The 14,705-nt window shown below is 66.1% G+C and carries 15 protein-coding genes; 6 read left to right on the top strand and 9 right to left on the bottom strand.

The window, feature by feature from the left end; genetic code table 11:
- Window position 1 precedes the first annotated feature (1 nt).
- From ACK3BK_RS22200 to ACK3BK_RS22190, 3 genes are read left to right on the top strand one after another with little or no spacing between them, the layout of a single operon-like run.
- On the top strand, window positions 2-889 hold the full coding sequence (locus ACK3BK_RS22200) for a type II secretion system F family protein (RefSeq protein WP_411383327.1): 888 nt from the start codon (window positions 2-4) through the stop codon (window positions 887-889).
- Window positions 890-899: 10 nt separating this feature from the next.
- Window positions 900-1,601 carry a tetratricopeptide repeat protein gene (locus tag ACK3BK_RS22195; protein ID WP_186721874.1) on the top strand — a complete coding sequence of 234 codons (702 nt, stop codon included), beginning with the start codon at window positions 900-902 and terminating at the stop codon, window positions 1,599-1,601.
- Between the two features lie 17 nt (window positions 1,602-1,618).
- The gene (locus ACK3BK_RS22190) at window positions 1,619-1,879 is read left to right on the top strand and encodes a DUF3613 domain-containing protein (RefSeq protein ID WP_186666045.1); all 261 of its coding nucleotides are present in this window, start codon (window positions 1,619-1,621) and stop codon (window positions 1,877-1,879) included.
- A 51-nt stretch (window positions 1,880-1,930) separates the two neighbouring features.
- Here ACK3BK_RS22190 and ACK3BK_RS22185 read toward each other — a convergent pair whose 3' ends face one another.
- Window positions 1,931-2,707, bottom strand: coding sequence for a response regulator transcription factor (locus tag ACK3BK_RS22185; protein ID WP_186708557.1), 777 nt, complete (start codon window positions 2,705-2,707; stop codon window positions 1,931-1,933).
- 122 nt (window positions 2,708-2,829) lie between these two features.
- Window positions 2,830-3,300 (bottom strand): prepilin peptidase, encoded by a 471-nt coding sequence (locus ACK3BK_RS22180; protein WP_054895204.1) that lies wholly within the window; start codon window positions 3,298-3,300, stop codon window positions 2,830-2,832.
- A gap of 76 nt (window positions 3,301-3,376) precedes the next feature.
- On the opposite strand from ACK3BK_RS22180, the gene ACK3BK_RS22175 reads away from it, so the two are divergent.
- Both ACK3BK_RS22175 and ACK3BK_RS22170 read left to right on the top strand, forming a co-directional pair.
- Complete coding sequence (locus tag ACK3BK_RS22175) at window positions 3,377-3,820, top strand: TadE/TadG family type IV pilus assembly protein (protein ID WP_186708559.1); 444 nt, start codon at window positions 3,377-3,379, stop codon at window positions 3,818-3,820.
- Window positions 3,817-6,456: an ATP-binding protein gene (locus tag ACK3BK_RS22170; protein WP_411383326.1), complete on the top strand. Its 2,640-nt coding sequence runs from the start codon at window positions 3,817-3,819 to the stop codon at window positions 6,454-6,456. The genes ACK3BK_RS22175 and ACK3BK_RS22170 overlap by 4 nt, the downstream gene beginning before the upstream one ends.
- Here ACK3BK_RS22170 and ACK3BK_RS22165 read toward each other — a convergent pair.
- From ACK3BK_RS22165 to ACK3BK_RS22135, 7 genes are all read right to left on the bottom strand, one after another.
- A complete protein-coding gene (locus ACK3BK_RS22165; protein WP_411383325.1) occupies window positions 6,441-8,405 on the bottom strand; it encodes a pilus assembly protein TadG-related protein in 1,965 nt (654 codons plus the stop codon). The two genes, ACK3BK_RS22170 and ACK3BK_RS22165, sit on opposite strands and share 16 nt — an antisense overlap.
- 219 nt (window positions 8,406-8,624) lie before the next feature.
- On the bottom strand, window positions 8,625-9,185 hold the full coding sequence (locus tag ACK3BK_RS22160; protein ID WP_411383324.1) for a DUF4136 domain-containing protein: 561 nt from the start codon (window positions 9,183-9,185) through the stop codon (window positions 8,625-8,627).
- A gap of 18 nt (window positions 9,186-9,203) precedes the next feature.
- Window positions 9,204-9,836, bottom strand: a complete 633-nt coding sequence (locus tag ACK3BK_RS22155) for a DUF4136 domain-containing protein (RefSeq protein ID WP_411383323.1) — start codon at window positions 9,834-9,836, stop codon at window positions 9,204-9,206.
- A 22-nt stretch (window positions 9,837-9,858) separates the two neighbouring features.
- Complete coding sequence (locus tag ACK3BK_RS22150; protein ID WP_411383322.1) at window positions 9,859-10,608, bottom strand: methyltransferase domain-containing protein; 750 nt, start codon at window positions 10,606-10,608, stop codon at window positions 9,859-9,861.
- Window positions 10,605-10,910: a MazG-like family protein gene (locus tag ACK3BK_RS22145; protein WP_186666055.1), complete on the bottom strand. Its 306-nt coding sequence runs from the start codon at window positions 10,908-10,910 to the stop codon at window positions 10,605-10,607. The genes ACK3BK_RS22150 and ACK3BK_RS22145 overlap by 4 nt, the downstream gene beginning before the upstream one ends.
- 110 nt (window positions 10,911-11,020) lie before the next feature.
- Window positions 11,021-11,872 (bottom strand): MaoC family dehydratase, encoded by an 852-nt coding sequence (locus tag ACK3BK_RS22140; protein ID WP_411383321.1) that lies wholly within the window; start codon window positions 11,870-11,872, stop codon window positions 11,021-11,023.
- A gap of 2 nt (window positions 11,873-11,874) precedes the next feature.
- The gene (locus ACK3BK_RS22135) at window positions 11,875-13,227 is read right to left on the bottom strand and encodes a 3-oxoacyl-ACP reductase (RefSeq protein ID WP_411383320.1); all 1,353 of its coding nucleotides are present in this window, start codon (window positions 13,225-13,227) and stop codon (window positions 11,875-11,877) included.
- 162 nt (window positions 13,228-13,389) lie between these two features.
- Here ACK3BK_RS22135 and ACK3BK_RS22130 point away from each other — a divergent pair, with 162 nt between their 5' ends.
- Entirely contained in the window at window positions 13,390-14,667 is a 1,278-nt protein-coding gene (locus ACK3BK_RS22130; protein WP_186721886.1) for an acetyl-CoA C-acetyltransferase, read from the top strand.
- Window positions 14,668-14,705 lie beyond the last annotated feature (38 nt).

The raw sequence follows: 14,705 nt of genomic DNA, 5'->3' as shown, positions 1-14,705 counted from the left end.
CATGGCCCTGCTGATTTGCGCGCTGTGCCTGCTTGTCGCCGCCCTGTTGTTGGGGCTGCAGGCCTCGCGCCAGTTACGTGCGCGCTATCTGGTTGCGCGGCGCCTGCAAGGGCGCCTGGCCCGCGAGGAACGCCTGGGCGACATGCTCCACTGGCTGGGCAGCAGCCCGCTGGGGCAACGCTTGCAGACGCTCGACGGGGAAACCCAGGGCCTGCTCGAGCGGATTGGCTGGCGTCGCAGTCGCCAGCGCGCGCTGTTCGCCGCTGTGCAACTGGGATTGCCGTTGCTGGCCATGGGGCTGGCGTTGCTGCTGCAGCATGCCTTCATCGGCGTCGATGCCCTGCATTGGCTGGTGCTGCCGGTGTGCGCACTGGTGATCGGCTACCTGCTGCCCAAGCGCCTGTTGGCGCTGGCAGCCACGCGCCGGCAACAGCGTATCGCGCAGGAGGTCAGCCTGATGATTCCGCTGCTGCGCATCCTCTTCGAGACGGGGCTGGCCGTGGAGCAGGCGTTACGTGTGCTCAGCCAGGAAGGGCGGACACTGGTGCCCGAGATCAGCGAGGAGCTGCGTCAGGTGTTGCAGCGGGTGGATTCAGGGCTGTCTCTCGGCCCGGAGCTGGAGAAAGCTGCGCAGGTGCTGGCAGTGGATGAGTTCTCCGACACCTGCGTGATCCTTCAGCAGTTGCTGGTGCAGGGGAGTGGCGGGATGAAGTCGCTGCTGGCGCTCAAGGCGCTGCTCGATGATCGACGCCTCACGCACTTGCAGGAGCGGGTGTCGAAGATGTCGGCAAAGATGTCGGCGGTGATGATGGTGTTCCTGTTCCCGGCCTTGCTCATCGTCCTGGCCGGGCCAGGTTTTACTGCGTTGGCACGGGCTTTGGGCGTCTAGGAGGAGAAGGATGAAAAAGATCCTGTTGTTCACCGGCATGCTGCTGCTGGGCGGTTGTGCCGGGCAGTCGACGCAGGGGCTGGGGGCATTGTTCGGCGGCCCGGGCTGCAGCAAGCCGGATGCCGACCAGCAACTGGCGTTGAACCTGGCGGACGAGATGCTCAACGAGGGACGACCGCACGCCAGCCTGGCTCACCTCGAGCAGCTGCCCAACACCCTCGACCAGGTGCGTCTGCGCAAGGCCAGGGTCTCGCGCCTGCTGGGACGCAGCGAGGCCGAGCCCTTGTACCGCAGCCTGCTGGGTGGCTGCCTAGCGGCCGAAGGTGAACATGGGCTGGGCCAGCTCGCCTCGGCGCGTGGCGACGATGCGCAGGCCTTGCAGAACCTGCAGCGCGCGGTGCGCCTGGCGCCCACTGACGAGCGCGTGCGCAACGATCTTGGCGTGGTGCTGATGAACCTGGGGCGCTACGAGCAGGCACGCTTCGAGTTTCTCACGGCCATCGAGCTGAAGGATGACAACACCTTGGCGGCGGTCAACCTGGTGACCCTGTCGTTGGTACAGGACAACTGGCAACAGGCGACCGATCTGGTCGGCCGCCTGCACTTGCGCCCCGAGCAGTTCGCCGATGCCCAGGCGCGGGCCAGGCAGGTGAAATCCACCGGGCGTGGACCCATTGCCTTGGCCAATGGTGCCGAGGCGGTGGTCAATTGAGCGGGAGGAGGGTGGTCATGTTCAGGTATCTGATGGTGCTTGCCGGGTGTGCCGGCGTGTCATTGGCGATGGCCCAGGAGCCACCTCGCCAGCCAGAGGCGCAGACGGCCACCGAGGCGTTGCTGCGAGTGCAGTCCAGCGGTGAGCAGGCGTCGAACCGTTTGCAGGTGCAGACGGCCCGGGAGCGCGACCAGTCGATGCAACGCTGGCTGGACACCTACAAGTACGTGATCCCGGACTTCTATCGCTGGACCAAGGTGACGTCTTCGAACAACTGAGCGCGAGACCTGCAGGCGCGGCGGACCACCGCGCCTGCAGCTGTGAACGGCCTAGTGGGTAGTGAACCGCTGGTGCAGCGCCGATGAGCGCGGCGTCAGGGCCAGGGCCAGTTGGGTGCGGTTGTGCATGTGGGTCAGGCGCAGCACCTGCGACACATAGAGTTTCACCGTGTTCTCGGTGATCCCCAGCTCGCAGGCGATCTGGTAGTTGGTCTTGCCCTTGCTGACCAGCTTGGCCACTTCCAGTTGGCGCGGCGAGAGCTTTTCGAACACCGGTGGCAGCTCGCCCTCGAGTTCTTCCACGTCACCGGCCCGGCGATGGGTGCCCTGGCCGCGGGCCTTTTCCAGGTCGTGGTAGAGGTCGTCGATGGATTCGGCCAGCTCCTGCAGGCGCTGGTTCAGGCTGCCCAGCTCGCGGAAGTTGCGGCGCCGCTCCATCAGCGCTGCTTCCTGGCGGCGCAGGCCTTCGAGCAGCTCTGGCAGGTCCATGGGCTTCTGGTAGTAATCGGAAAATCCTTCGCGCAGGGCGCGGATGACATCCTGCTTGTCGGCGCGGCCGGTCAGCATGATCGCCTCGAACAGCCGCTGCTGCCCGGCGATGTTCTTCAGTGCGCGCATCAGCGCGATGCCGTCCTGTTCGGGCATGTGCAGGTCGCACAGCACCAGGCCGATGGACTCGTCCGCGCCGTAGCGCTCGATGGCCTGCGCGGTGGAGTGCGCCGGCACACAGTGGTAGCCCGCACTTTCGAGATATTCGCAAAGCTCTTCGACGATCAACGGCTGATCGTCCACAACCAGTACTTTCACCTCACTAGCAGACTTGTTCACGTTCAACTCCCTGTTGGTACGGGCCCCGCTCCGTTGGCCAGACAGCCTGGCCGTTTAGAAAAGTAGTCGCACTTTGCAATTATGTACAAGGTCTATACACGCGGAATCGACCCACTGGTCATTCATTGGATCCAGACGGCGGTCAGGAGAAACCCGGCCAGCACGTAGGGTGCGAACGGTTGCTTGTCGCCCACCTGTTCGGCCAGGCGCTGCAGGCGCTTCTTCACCTTGGGGTTGGCCAGGGTCCACAGGCGGCGTCGGCCAAGCATCCACACCAGCACTGTCACGCCTGCACCGATGAAGGTGCCGAGCACGTACTGGTGGCTGGTGGCCAGAGCCAGGGCGCCGAGCAGTTTCACATCACCGGCGCCGAAGCGGCCGAGCATGTAGCCGGGAAGGGTCAGCAGCATGACGATGGCCAAGGCCCAGCCCGCATCGCTGGCATCGGCACCGATCCAGCTGTGCCCGGTGGCGAACAGCCAGGCCAGGGCGCAGGCTGCGACACCCAGGGTCAGGGTGTTGGAGATCTGTCGTTCACGGACATCTTGTTCGGTGCACAAGGCAAGCCACATCAGGAGAACAATGCTTTGCATTGGCAAATGGCCATCCCTATTCGTTGAGCGGGTTCTATGCTGTCACTCAGGACTTCTAGTCAGGGTAGACGTGATCATGCGAGCAAGCCCGGCAGTACGGCAAAAAGGCGCGGCAGCCATCGAGTTTGTCGCAGTCTTCATGATCTTCTTCGCGGTGTTCTATGGCTTGGTCAGCTACAGCCTGCCGATGCTCATGCTGCAGTCGTTCAACCAGGCCAGCAGCGAGGCGGTGCGCCGCTGCGTGGCGCTGGACCCGAACAGCGCCACCTATGCCACCGATGTGCAGAACCTGGCGCGCCAGGTGATCACCCAGCAACTGAGCTGGATGCCCGCTGCACTGGACTTTCAGCCCGCCACCGATGCGCGGATCGTACTGGCGCCCGGTAACCTGCTGACCGTGACCATCGATTACCCGAAAAACAAACTGACCAATGTCATGCCGGTGCTGGTGCTGCCGCTGATCGGCGAAGTGCCGCGGCTGCCCCAGCGCCTGCAGGCCCAAGCGAGCCTGCAGCTGTGAGTGGCGTGTTCGATCGCTGGTTGGGGGGCCAGGCAGCGGTGGCCGAGGCGCCGTTGGCGCTTGGCCTGCAAGTGTGGCTCGACGAGCGGGGCCAGGTGCTGCGTCTGTCCGGACCGCTGCGCACCCTGCTGGCCATGCCGACCCACCACGCCACACGGGTGCAGGACTACCTGCAGCACCATAGCTGGCTGGTACTCGAAGGCGATCCTGCCGATTGGCAGGGGCAGCCGTTGGATCTGGATTTTCGTACCGTGCACGGCCATACGCTGCACACTCGCGGTTGGCTGCAGCGTCAGGCCGAGGGCTGGTTGCTGCAGTTGTTCGATATCGGCGACCTGTTGCGCGCGCATGACCACGAAGCGCAACGCTTGAGCCTGCAGCGCCTGGCTGGCGACATCGGCCGTGCGGTGCGCGAGTGTGGCGAGGAGCGCCTGGCGCAGGTGACCGGCGAGCAGTTGCGGCGCCTGGTCGAACACTGGCAGGTCGATTCGGTGCGCCTGATGCTGCTTGAGGCCGGCGTCTGGCGCAGTCATGCCGACAGTGGCGATGACTGGCCCTGGGCCGACGACGGGCAGCTGCGTCCGTGGCTTGAGAGGTTCGCGCTACGGGGTGAACTCGATGCGTCCGAGCGCTCCGAGTTGCAAGTATTGTGCGGCGGTTTGCCGGTGTCGCTGCTGCCCTACCGGCTGGGGCCGAATATCCAGGCCTGCGTGCTGTGTGTGGCGAGCGGGACGCCGCCTGTGCACGAGGCGCAGGAGTGGCTCTTGCAGGCGTTGCTGGACCCGTTGCTGGCGCGCCTTCGGCAGCGCCAGTTGCAGCGCAGCGACCAGCACCTCGACGCGCTGCAGCGGCAATTGGGCGCCGGTTGGTGGGAGTGGCCACTGCAGGGGCCGCTGCAGTTGGACCCAGCCTTGGCGGCCAGTGTCGACCTGCCACGTGAAATCACCGTCGAGCAATGGCTGGCGCGGGTGCACCCGGCAGATCGCGAGGCCGCGCAACTGGCGCTCGAGCAACTGCTCGAAGGCCGTGCCCTGAGCCTCAGTCTGCGCCTGCAGGAGCACGCCCCTCAGATCAGCCCGCGCTGGCTGCACTGGGTGGGGCAACTGCAGGGTCGCCAGGTGCGCGGCTTTCTGCTCGACATCAGCGCGCTCAAGGCCCAGGAGCTGCAGGCGGGCGCCGCCCGTGCACGGCTGGAGAACCTGATCGCCAGCTCACCGGCAGTGATCTACATCCAGCGCTATGCCGAGGGTGCGCTGCACAGCGAGTTCTTCAGTGCCAGCCTGGCGCCGATGCTGGGCTGGCCCAGCGACAGCGAGCTGGCCCGTCAGCCGGGGTTGGCAGTGCATCCCGATGACCGCAACCTGTGGCTGGAGCGCACGCGTACGCTGCTGCGCGATGGCCAGGCGCGCTGTCGCTATCGCCTGCGCGACCAGGCGGGCGGCTATCACTGGGTACTCGATGAAGCCCGTCTGCTGCGCGACGACCTCGGTCAGCCTGTGGAGGTGGTCGGGCTGTGGCTGGATGTCAGCGAGGCGACCGAGGCCGCCGAGCGCGTGCGCCACAGCGAGGAGCGCTACCGGGTGCTGGTGGAGGATTCGCCGGCGATGATCTGCCGCTATCGTCCCGACCTCGAACTGCTGTTCGGTAACCGTCCGCTGGCCGACCATCTGGAGTGTGCGCCGCAGCAGCTTGCCGGCATGAACCTTGGCCAGTGGATGTCCGACGCTCAACGCAGCGCGTTCCTGCAGCGTCTGGCAACGCTGACCCCGGAGCGCCCCTTGAGCAATGCAGAAGTCTGCCTGCAACTGCCGGGGCGGGAAAACGCCTGGTGGGTGTGGGCTGACCGCGGCCTGTTCGACGCGCAGGGGCAGCTCCTGGAAATCCAGGCGGTGGGGCGTGACAACACCGAGGTGCGCCGCAGCCAGCGCCAGTTGCTGCAGGGGGCGAAGATGGCGACCCTCGGCGAGCTGGCGACCGGGTTGGTGCACGAGATCAACCAGCCGCTGAACGTGATGCGCATGGCTGTGGCCAATACCTTGAAGCGCCTGGAGAACGGCGCAGCGGACATCGATTACCTGACCGACAAGCTGCACCGTATAGAGGCCCAGGTGGAACGGGCGGCGCGGCTGGTGGAGCACATGCGTGTCTATGGCCGTCGCTCTGAACCGGAGCGTCAGGTGTTCGTGGCCTGGGACGCGGTGGAGGGTGCGGTCGCGTTGCTGGCCGAGGGGCTTCGGGGCAAGGGTGTGGCCGTGCATATCGCGTCGCCCGAGTCGTCGTTGGCGGTGCAGGGGCATCAGGACCAGCTCGAGCAGGTGTTGATCAACCTGATGATCAATGCCCGCGACGCGTTGCTCGAACGTCAAGCCCTGGCACCGGCCATCCGGGTCAGCCAACAGCAGGTCGAGGGGCGCGTCTGCCTGCGGGTCGAGGACAACGCGGGCGGCATCGATCCGCGCCTGCTCGGACGCATCTTCGAGCCATTCTTCACCACCAAGCCCGCGGGTGTCGGCACGGGCCTGGGACTGTCGGTGAGCCATGGCATCGTCGAGGCCATGGGCGGCAGCCTCGAGGCACTCAACGGCCCCGAGGGTGCGTGCTTTTGCATACTGCTGCCGCTCTACAGCGCCAGTTGAGCACGGCCTGTCGAGCAACTGAGGTTGGCGCCGACCTCGGCGTTGACCAGGTCGATACCCAGCACTTTCAGCAGCACGTTCAGCAAGGGGTCGAGCAGCGGGCTGAGCAGGCCTTTGATCAGCGGCTCCAGTATGGCCTTGACGCCATCGAGTACCCCACCCACCAGCACCAGCACCTGGCCCAGGCCGCTGTTGTTGGCGGTCGGTCGGTAGGCTTCCAGGTGAATGCCCAGCAGGGTGTCGCTGAGGCTGCCAACCACGTTGTCGTTGGCGGTTCTCATGGGCAGGTAGGCAGGCTTGAGGCCGATGTTCGGCGGCACGCTGGTAGGGGCCTGGAAGGTCAGTGCGCGCTCCTGGGCGCCGCTGCCCAGCACCTTGCTGTCCACACGCAGGCCTATGCCGCCGCCGACGAAGGGAATGCGCGGCTCGCAGTCCCCCAGCGGCAGGATCAACAACCGGGTACAGCGCTTGGTGCCGATGTCGATCAGCGGCAGCGCCTTCACGGCGGTGGTGCCGTTGGTGAAGAACTCGTCCGGGGAAGCGAACTGGCCCACCGCGATCTTGACCGCCGAGCTCTGGTTGCGGGTGGTCAGGCGCTTGGGTGAGCAACTGAAGGTGTCGGGGGCCGCAGGGTTCAGGCGGGTGCTGGCTTCGGCGACTTCCAGGCCGATGTCCAGGTGCAGCTTGCCGGGCACCAGGACGATATCGCTGACCGTACAGGGCACGCCGAGCAGGCAGAGCACTGATTGCACGGTGGCGGCGAGGTTCAGGCTGAGCAGGTTGTTGATCACGTTGGTCAGCGGTGCGGCGAGGTCGAGCACGGCGTTGACCAGGCCGAAGATGCCATCGAGCAAGGGCAGGTCGAGGGAGATCATCGCCCGCACCTGGGCAGTGTGTACGCGCAGTTCGTCGGTACGCGGGTCGCCGACCGAGGAGATCTGCTGCGGTTCGATGACCTTCAGGCGCACCCGTCCGTTGACCAGGCCGAGCACGTTGAGCGGCAGGTCGACGTTGGCGGCGCTTTCGCTGGCGGCGAGCTGGATCACGCCTTGGACTAGTTGCAGCAACTGGATGCTGGCATCCAGGCCAGCCTGGGCGGTGCCGTTCTGGATGTCGAGGATATCGCCCAGGCGCACCAGCGTGCCGTTGCCGGCCCCCAGGGCGACCTTGCCCAGGTTGGTCACCACCTCCAGCGCCGCGCCGCTTTGTTGCAACACCTTGACCGCCGCCTGCAGCAGTTGGGTGGCGGTGGCGTTGGCGTTGAGCAGCTGCTTGTAGTCGCCAACCGTGAGATTGAGGTCGACTGCCAATTGGTCGAGGTAGCTGAGCAGCTTGATGTCGGTGGCGGCGATGCCTTGCCAACCGGCAAGGTCCAGTTGCACGCCACCGCCGAGGGCGCCAAGCAGGGCATTGAGCAACACCGACTGACGCGAATCGACCGTGGCGAGAGTGGTGCGGATACTCAGCATTGCCTGCGGCGGCAGCGGCGCTGAAGCGACAGCGTGGGCTTGCAGGGTGGTGGTCAGCGGCACGCCATTGCCCTGGATCAGAGCATACACCCCCGCCGCGACGCTGGTGGTGACGGTGTTGCTGACATCGACCCGGATCGCTTCGTTGCGGTTGTCGTCGCGGGTGAAGCTGCGCAGGCTGTTGGCGCCGGTCTGCACGTAGCCGCAAGTGGCCTGCAGTGGGTTGCCAGGGGCGTGTCCGTTGCGGGTGGCAGCAGTGCGGGCGATCGCAGTGGCCTGTGGGCCGGTGCCGATGCACACGGCGAACTGCCCGGCGGCTTCCAGCGCCGCCATGTCGGCGATGCGCTGCAGCTTGCGTTGTTCGAGGTAGAGCCGCCCACTGTCGATTGCCAGCAGCAGGAACAGCAGGGCCATACCGAGGGTGATCACGGCCATCAGGCCGATCGCGCCGCGTTGGCGCGCAGCGGAAGAGCAAACCACGGGCACTCCTTTGCAGGCCGAAGGCCAGGCATCGCGATTGCGATTACAGGAGTGTAGTCAGGGTGATGGCATCTTGCCTTTTCTCAGCCTTCACGCCGCCCGGTTGTAGGAGCGGGCTTGCCCGCGAAAAAAACACCGCGCTGCTTGGCGCGGGCTACGCCCGTGTTCGCGGGCAAGTCGCAGCGGCGAACCGCCGCTCCTACAGATAGGCGTTGGGTTTCAGTGCGGTGGGTAGTTGCTCATCACCTGGGTCACTGTCTTCTGGATCGCGGCATTGCGCTCCTGCGGGCTCGGCGGGTAGTTGTTCATGACCTGTTCGGCGCTGCCGCGCCAGACCAGCTTGCCGTCCCGGCCATCGAACAGGTCGACCTGGATGGTCGCCACCTTGTAGTCGACGCTGCGGGTCTCGTTGTACATCGGCCCGCCCCAGTAGCCTCCCCAATAGCCGCCCCAGGCACCGCCGTAGTTGGTGGTGATCTGTTGCTGGCGGTCTTCGACGATCAGGTAGGCACGCACCCTGACATCCGCCCGGGTCGTGCCCTGGGCCGGGCGCAGGCCGCGCTGGTCGAGTTGGTCGGCCACGGCCTGGCGGATGCGCTGCTCGGTGAGGTCGCTCTTGATCCGCGGATCGTCCGGGCGATATTGCAGCGCCGGTTCCTGCCAGGCCCAGCTGCGGTAGGCGGCGAAGTCGCGGCTGGCATCGAAATCCTGGGTGACGTTGTTGCTGGAGCAGGCAGCGACCAGCAACGCGAAGGACAGCAGAACGAGACGGCGCAACATGATGATTCTCCTGACGCGTTAACTGGGAGGGTAGCCACTGAGGGCCTTGCGCACCGACTCGCGCAGGGCGTTTTCACGGTCCCGTGGCGAGCCCTTGTCGCTGCCGCTTTCGGCGCTGGCACTCCACACCGGCTGGCCGTTGCGGGCATCGAACAGGTCGATGCGCACCACCATCACCTCGACTTCGTAGGTGCGCACGATCGGTACGCTGCCGTAGGCACCATAGCCGTTGCGGTAGCCGCCATAGCCGATGCCGCCGTAGGGGGCAGGGCCATAGTAGGGGTCGTAGTCGTAATCGCGGACCTGGCGCAGGCGGCGTTCCATGCGCAGGTTGGCGCTGACCAGCAGGTCGCCGCTGGCGCCGCGTGCCGGGCGCAGGCCGTGCTGGTCGAGCGCACCGCTGATGGCATCGGCCAGTTGCGCAGGGTCGGCATTGGCGCTGCCGCTGGGTAACTGGCCGTTGCGCCAGCTCCAGCTGCGGTAGCGGCCATAGTCGCGTGGCGCGGCCGGGTAGGCGCTGGCGTCGAATGTGGTCGCGGCCTGGGGCGGAGCCGGTGGCAGTGGCCGGGAACTGGCGACATAGGGATTGCTGCTCTGGCACGCCGCCAGGGCGAAGGGGAGCAAGGCCAGGCACAACAGACGGTACGGCATGTATTCCTCCCGGCAGGCGAGATCAGCGTGGGCGACAGGTCCAGTGCAGGTAACGGCCGAGCCCGGCGAAGCTTGGGTGCCGGCGGTGGGCCAGTTCCATTTCCAGCAGGTCGAGCAGTTCGGCCTTGTCCTGGAACTCCTTGGACATGTAGTCGTGGAACACTCTCACGCCACTCTCGCTTTCGACCTGCCACAAGGGTTCAAGTTGCGCTCGCAGTTCTCGCGGATCAAGGGGTTTTTGCGGGGTGAGACTCTGTTTTTCCCCGGCCAGACGGTCGCTGCGCAGCTTGCGGAAGTGACCCTTGAGCAAGTTGCGGTAGACCAGCGCGTCGCGGTTGTAGAACGCCAGCGACAGCCAGCCACCCGGCGCGGTCAGTTGGTGCAGCACCGGCAGGATGCTGTGCGGTTCGGCCAGCCATTCGAGCACCGCGTGGCACAGCACCACATCGAAGGGCTCGGTGAGCTGACCGAGCAGGTCCTGCCAGGGGGCCTGGATGAAGGTGGCGGGTTGGTTGGCCTCGGCGAAGCGCGCGCGGGCGCCGTCTAGCATCGGCGCGGCGGGCTCGGCCAGGGTCACCTGGTGCCCGCGCTGCGCCAGCCACAACGCCATGTGTCCCAGGCCTGCGCCAATGTCGAGGATGCGCAGGGGGCGGTCGGGCAGGCTTTCGGCCAGGTCGGCCTGCAACACCGCCAGGCGGATCGCGCCTTTGGCCCCGCCGTAGATCTTCTCGGCGAAGCGGCTGGCCAGCTCATCGAAATGACGGTCGTTCATCGGGCGAAGCGCCTCTCGCTGTCGGCGAGCTTGGCCCGCACCACGCTTTCCATGTCCAGCCCCAGCTCGCTGCACAGCAGCAACAGATAGAGCACCACATCGCCGACTTCCTGGCCGGCGTGGGCGAGCTGCTCGGGGGCAAGCTGGCGTGACTGGTCTTCGCTCAGCCACTGGAAGATTTCCACCAGCTCGGCCATCTCGACGCTGGCGGCCATGGCCAGGTTCTTAGGGCTGTGGAAGCCGCGCCAGTCGTTGTTGTCGCGGATCTGGTGCAGGCGATCGGTCAGTTCTTGCAGGTTCATCGAGGGCTCTCCTTCTGGCGCATAGCTTCAGGTGCGCCAGGGAGCAAATCAAGTGAATTGGAGGCCATTGTTGGGGGCCAAGGGGGAGGGCTCAGCGCGCGCTTGACCGGTTACAGGGCGCTCCATTTGCCGGTCATGTGCAGCAGGCCCCCGTGTCCCGTCAGATTGAGTTGCCCTTGTGGCCCTGCGGCACTTGCGCCGAGCACCACCTCCGACGGCAGGCGCACCGGCTTGTGGAAATCCACCGCGAACCCATAACCCGCCACCGGCAGATGCCCGCGCAGCGCCGCCAGCGCCATGGCCTTGTTCCACATGCCATGGGCAATGGCCTTGGGGAAACCGAACAGCCGGGCACTCGCCGCGCTCAGGTGGATGGGGTTGTAGTCGCCGCAGACCTTGGCGTAGCGTCGGCCGATATCGCTGTCGGCGTACCAGCGCGTCACTTCCGGCGCTTCGCTGGTCGGCTCATCGTTGCTCTCGTGCGTTTCGCCTTCGAGCTTCAGCCCTCGCACTAGCATGCGGCTGGTTTCGCGCCAGAGCAGCCCCAGCCCGTCGTGGGCCTCGGTGATCAGGTCGAAGGTGCCACCCTTTGCATGTGCCTGCAGGTTGTCGGCATGCACGGCAAAGCGCAGGCCCTCGATGGCGCCCAGTGGGCGCAGCACCTGGATCTCGTTGTGCAGGTGTACCAGCCCGAGTAGCGGGAAGGGAAAGTCGCTGGCGGTCAGCAGCTGCAATTGCAGGTTGAACGCGACCACGTGCGGATAGGTAGGCGGCAGGCGACCCTCGTCGCTGAAGTGGCACAGGCGACGATAAGCCGCAAGGTTCGTTGGGTCGACCCGCAGGAAGCAGCGCAGGCCACCTGTGGGCAGGCGGTCGCCACTGATCTTGCGCTTGCCGAGCGCTCGCAGATAAAGCCTGGTGCGGGTTTCGGGGGTGTGCAGGTCCTGCCATGTCCGGTTCATGTTCATGCCCCCATCAGTGCTTGCCCGCAGACGCGCAGGTACTGGCCGCTGACCGCACCACTGCCGGGCTGGGCGAGCCAGGCGACAGCCTCGGCGACGTCTTGTGGGCGCCCACCCTGGCCCAATGAACTCAGGCGACGGCCAGCCTCGCGCAGACCCATGGGCATGGCGGCGGTCATGTGGGTTTCGATGAAACCGGGGGCCACGGCATTGATGCTGGCGCCCTGCTCGGCAAGCCTCGGCGCCCAGGCCTGGGCGAAGCCGATCAGGCCGGCCTTGCTCGCGGCGTAGTTGGCCTGGCCACGGTTACCGGCGATGCCACTGACCGAGGCGAGCAGCACGATGCGCGCATTGTCGTGCAACTGGCCGGCGTCGAGCAGGGCCTGGGTCAGCACTTGAGGGGCCTTGAGGTTGACGGCCATGACCGCGTCCCAGTACTCCGGAGTCATGTTGGCGAGGGTCTTGTCGCGGGTGATACCGGCATTGTGCACGACGATGTCGATGCCCGCCGGCAGGCCTTCCAGCAATTGGGTTGCGGCGTCGCTGGCGCAGATATCCAGCGCCAGGGCCTGGCCGCCGATACGTGCGGCAAGGGCATCGAGGTCTTTCTGTGCCGGCGGCACGTCCAGCAGGACCACCTCGGCGCCGTCACGGGCCAGGGTCTCGGCGATGGACGCACCGATGCCACGGGCGGCGCCGGTGACCAGCGCACGCTTGCCGGCCAGGGGCCGAGTCCAGTCCTGTACCTGGCTTGTACAGGCTTCGAGGCGCAGGACCTGCCCGGACACGAACGCGCTCTTGGGTGAAAGGAAGAAGCGCAGCGCACCTTCGAGCTGATCCTCCGCGCCGGAAGCGACATACAGCAATTGGGCCGTTGCGCCGTTGCGCAGCTCCTTGGCCAGCGAGCGGCTGAAGCCTTCGAGGGCGCGCTGGGCGACGCTGGCCTGGGGCGCTTCGACCTGTTCGGGAGGGCGTCCGAGGATCACTACATGGGCGCAGGGCGCCAAGCTGCGCAGCAGCGGCTGGAAGAATTCGCGCAACTGCCGAAGCTCATCGCTGTCGGACAGATGACTGGCATCGAACACCACTGCCTTGAGTTTCGGGCCGAGCCCGGCGACCCAGGCGGGGGCTGCGAGGTTTTCGCCAGCAAAGCTGTAGCACTCGTCGGTGAGTGCCGGGGCGATGGCTTCGACCTTGCGCACCAGCGGCCCGCCGCCCAGCACCAGTGCGCCTTCGATCGGGCGCAGGCGCCCGGCCTGCCAGCGCTCCAGCGGCGCCGGACGCGGCAGGCCGAGGGCGTCGACCAGGCGGCGGCCGAGATTGGAGTTGGCAAAGCCGAGATAGCGGTCGCTCATGGTGCGGGTCTCCCTGAAGGCAGGCATGCAAGTGTGGACCATGTTTGTGGCAAGGTCGTTCGAATGTGGCAAAAACGCCTAGGCTGTAGCCAACCTAGCCGAAGTGACGGGCTTTGAGACCGTCATCCAATCGGATCAAATTGTTTCAGGAGGAATCAGCGCATGCACTCACCTCGACGGGTCGCGATCCTGGGGGGCAACCGTATCCCCTTCGCCCGCTCCAATGGCGCCTACGCCACTGCCAGCAACCAGGCAATGCTCACCGCCACCCTGGAAGGCCTGGTGGAGCGCTACCGCCTGCATGGCCAGCGCCTGGGCGAGGTGGTGGCAGGTGCGGTGCTCAAGCACTCGCGGGACATGAACCTGACCCGCGAGTGTGTGCTGGGTTCGCGTCTGTCGCCGCAAACACCCGCCTACGACATCCAGCAAGCCTGCGGCACCGGCCTTGAGGCGGCGCTGCTGGTGGCCAACAAGATCGCCCTCGGGCAGATCGACAGCGGCATAGCTGGTGGCGTCGATACCACTTCGGACGCGCCGATCGCCATCAATGAAGGGCTGCGCCGGGTCTTGCTGCAGGCGAACCGGGGCAAGACCCTGAGCGAGCGCCTGAGGCCCTTCCTGAATGTACGTCCGAGTTTTCTGAAGCCTGAGTTCCCACGCAATGGCGAGCCACGTACCGGGCTGTCGATGGGCGAGCACTGCGAACGCATGGCTCAGACCTGGCAGATCGGACGCGCCGAACAGGATGAACTGGCACTGCTCAGTCATCGCCATCTGGCCGCGTCCTACACCGAAGGCTGGCATGACGACCTGCTCACGCCCTACCTCGGCCTGACCCGCGACAACAACTTGCGTGCGGACCTCACCCCAGAGCAGTTGGCCAAGCTCAGACCGGTGTTCGACAAAGGTGCCCAGGGCACCCTGACTGCCGGAAACTCCACGCCGCTGACTGATGGCGCCTCGTTGGTGTTGCTGGGCAGCGAGGCGTGGGCCGAGGCGCGCGGTTTGCCCGTACTCGCCTATCTGGTCGATGGCGAGACCGCGGCGGTGGACTTCGTCAAAGGCCAGGAGGGGCTGCTGATGGCGCCGGTTCATGCCGTGCCGCGGCTGTTGGCGCGTAATGGCCTGAGCCTGCAGGACTTCGACTACTACGAAATCCACGAGGCCTTCGCGGCCCAGGTGCTCTGCACGCTGAAGGCCTGGGAGGACGATCGGTACTGCCGAGAGACATTGGGGCTGGAGGGGGCATTGGGGGCGATCGATCGCAGCAAACTCAACGTCAAGGGCAGCTCGTTGGCCGCCGGGCACCCCTTCGCCGCCACCGGCGGGCGGATCCTGGCCAACATGGCCAAGCTGCTGGCCACGGCGGGCAAGGGACGCGGGCTGATCTCGATCTGTGCGGCGAGCGGGCAGGGGGTGACGGCGATCGTCGAGCGCTGAGGTGTTAACCTTGTCCGATCCAAGACAAAAAACAGTGC

It is taken from the genome of Pseudomonas sp. L7 (assembly GCF_046605565.1).
Classification (GTDB): Bacteria; Pseudomonadota; Gammaproteobacteria; order Pseudomonadales; family Pseudomonadaceae; genus Aquipseudomonas; species Aquipseudomonas wayambapalatensis.
The sequence above is the reverse complement of the archived record's forward strand: the minus strand, read 5'-3'. Positions and strand labels throughout refer to the sequence as shown.

What these genes read in the sequence shown, in the direction of transcription:
- ACK3BK_RS22200 (WP_411383327.1), top strand. Translation starts at nt 2, where the DNA reads ATGGCCCTGCTGATTTGCGCGCTGTGCCTGCTTGTCGCCGCCCTGTTG.
- ACK3BK_RS22195 (WP_186721874.1), top strand. Translation starts at nt 900, where the DNA reads ATGAAAAAGATCCTGTTGTTCACCGGCATGCTGCTGCTGGGCGGTTGT.
- ACK3BK_RS22190 (WP_186666045.1), top strand. Translation starts at nt 1,619, where the DNA reads ATGTTCAGGTATCTGATGGTGCTTGCCGGGTGTGCCGGCGTGTCATTG.
- ACK3BK_RS22180 (WP_054895204.1), bottom strand. Translation starts at nt 3,300, where the DNA reads ATGCAAAGCATTGTTCTCCTGATGTGGCTTGCCTTGTGCACCGAACAA.
- ACK3BK_RS22175 (WP_186708559.1), top strand. Translation starts at nt 3,377, where the DNA reads ATGCGAGCAAGCCCGGCAGTACGGCAAAAAGGCGCGGCAGCCATCGAG.
- ACK3BK_RS22160 (WP_411383324.1), bottom strand. Translation starts at nt 9,185, where the DNA reads ATGTTGCGCCGTCTCGTTCTGCTGTCCTTCGCGTTGCTGGTCGCTGCC.
- ACK3BK_RS22155 (WP_411383323.1), bottom strand. Translation starts at nt 9,836, where the DNA reads ATGCCGTACCGTCTGTTGTGCCTGGCCTTGCTCCCCTTCGCCCTGGCG.
- ACK3BK_RS22150 (WP_411383322.1), bottom strand. Translation starts at nt 10,608, where the DNA reads ATGAACGACCGTCATTTCGATGAGCTGGCCAGCCGCTTCGCCGAGAAG.
- ACK3BK_RS22145 (WP_186666055.1), bottom strand. Translation starts at nt 10,910, where the DNA reads ATGAACCTGCAAGAACTGACCGATCGCCTGCACCAGATCCGCGACAAC.
- ACK3BK_RS22140 (WP_411383321.1), bottom strand. Translation starts at nt 11,872, where the DNA reads ATGAACCGGACATGGCAGGACCTGCACACCCCCGAAACCCGCACCAGG.
- ACK3BK_RS22135 (WP_411383320.1), bottom strand. Translation starts at nt 13,227, where the DNA reads ATGAGCGACCGCTATCTCGGCTTTGCCAACTCCAATCTCGGCCGCCGC.
- ACK3BK_RS22130 (WP_186721886.1), top strand. Translation starts at nt 13,390, where the DNA reads ATGCACTCACCTCGACGGGTCGCGATCCTGGGGGGCAACCGTATCCCC.